The 1,146-nt window shown below is 51.2% G+C and carries 1 rRNA gene (only partly in view); it reads left to right on the top strand.

Features of this window, described 5'->3' with window-relative positions:
* Positions 1-1,146: ribosomal RNA gene (locus tag L3V27_RS23260) — 23S ribosomal RNA — on the top strand; its annotated part runs 1,464 nt beyond the window's last position; the annotation flags it as partial.

The raw sequence follows: 1,146 nt of genomic DNA on the forward strand, positions 1-1,146 counted from the left end.
ATTCAGTGAAATCGAGTAGGGCGGGACACGTGATATCCTGTCTGAATATGGGGGGACCATCCTCCAAGGCTAAATACTACTGACTGACCGATAGTGAACCAGTACCGTGAGGGAAAGGCGAAAAGAACCCCTGTGAGGGGAGTGAAATAGAACCTGAAACCGTGTACGTACAAGCAGTAGGAGCAGGCTTTGTCCTGTGACTGCGTACCTTTTGTATAATGGGTCAGCGACTTATATTCAGTGGCAAGGTTAACCATCTAGGGGAGCCGTAGGGAAACCGAGTCTTAACTGGGCGTTCAGTCTCTGGATATAGACCCGAAACCAGGTGATCTAGCCATGGGCAGGTTGAAGGTTGAGTAACATCAACTGGAGGACCGAACCGACTAATGTTGAAAAATTAGCGGATGACTTGTGGCTAGGGGTGAAAGGCCAATCAAACCTGGAGATAGCTGGTTCTCCCCGAAAGCTATTTAGGTAGCGCCTCGGACGAATACTACTGGGGGTAGAGCACTGTTAAGGCTAGGGGGTCATCCCGACTTACCAACCCTTTGCAAACTCCGAATACCAGTAAGTACTATCCGGGAGACACACGGCGGGTGCTAACGTCCGTCGTGGAGAGGGAAACAACCCAGACCGCCAGCTAAGGTCCCAAATTACTACTAAGTGGGAAACGATGTGGGAAGGCTCAGACAGCCAGGATGTTGGCTTAGAAGCAGCCATCATTTAAAGAAAGCGTAATAGCTCACTGGTCGAGTCGGCCTGCGCGGAAGATGTAACGGGGCTAAGTAGTAAACCGAAGCTGCGGCAATATACTTTTGTATATTGGGTAGGGGAGCGTTCTGTAAGCGGTTGAAGGTGTGTGGTAACGCATGCTGGACGTATCAGAAGTGCGAATGCTGACATGAGTAACGATAAAGGGGGTGAAAAACCTCCTCGCCGGAAGACCAAGGGTTCCTGTCCAACGTTAATCGGGGCAGGGTAAGTCGACCCCTAAGGCGAGGCCGAAAGGCGTAGTCGATGGGAAACGGGTTAATATTCCCGTACTTCTTACAATTGCGATGGGGGGACGGAGAAGGCTAGGTGGGCCTGGCGACGGTTGTCCAGGTTCAAGTGCGTAGGCTGAAGAGTTAGGTAAATCCGGCTCTT

Source organism: Vibrio sp. J2-3(2022) (assembly GCF_021725735.1).
Classification (GTDB): domain Bacteria; phylum Pseudomonadota; class Gammaproteobacteria; order Enterobacterales; family Vibrionaceae; genus Vibrio; species Vibrio diabolicus.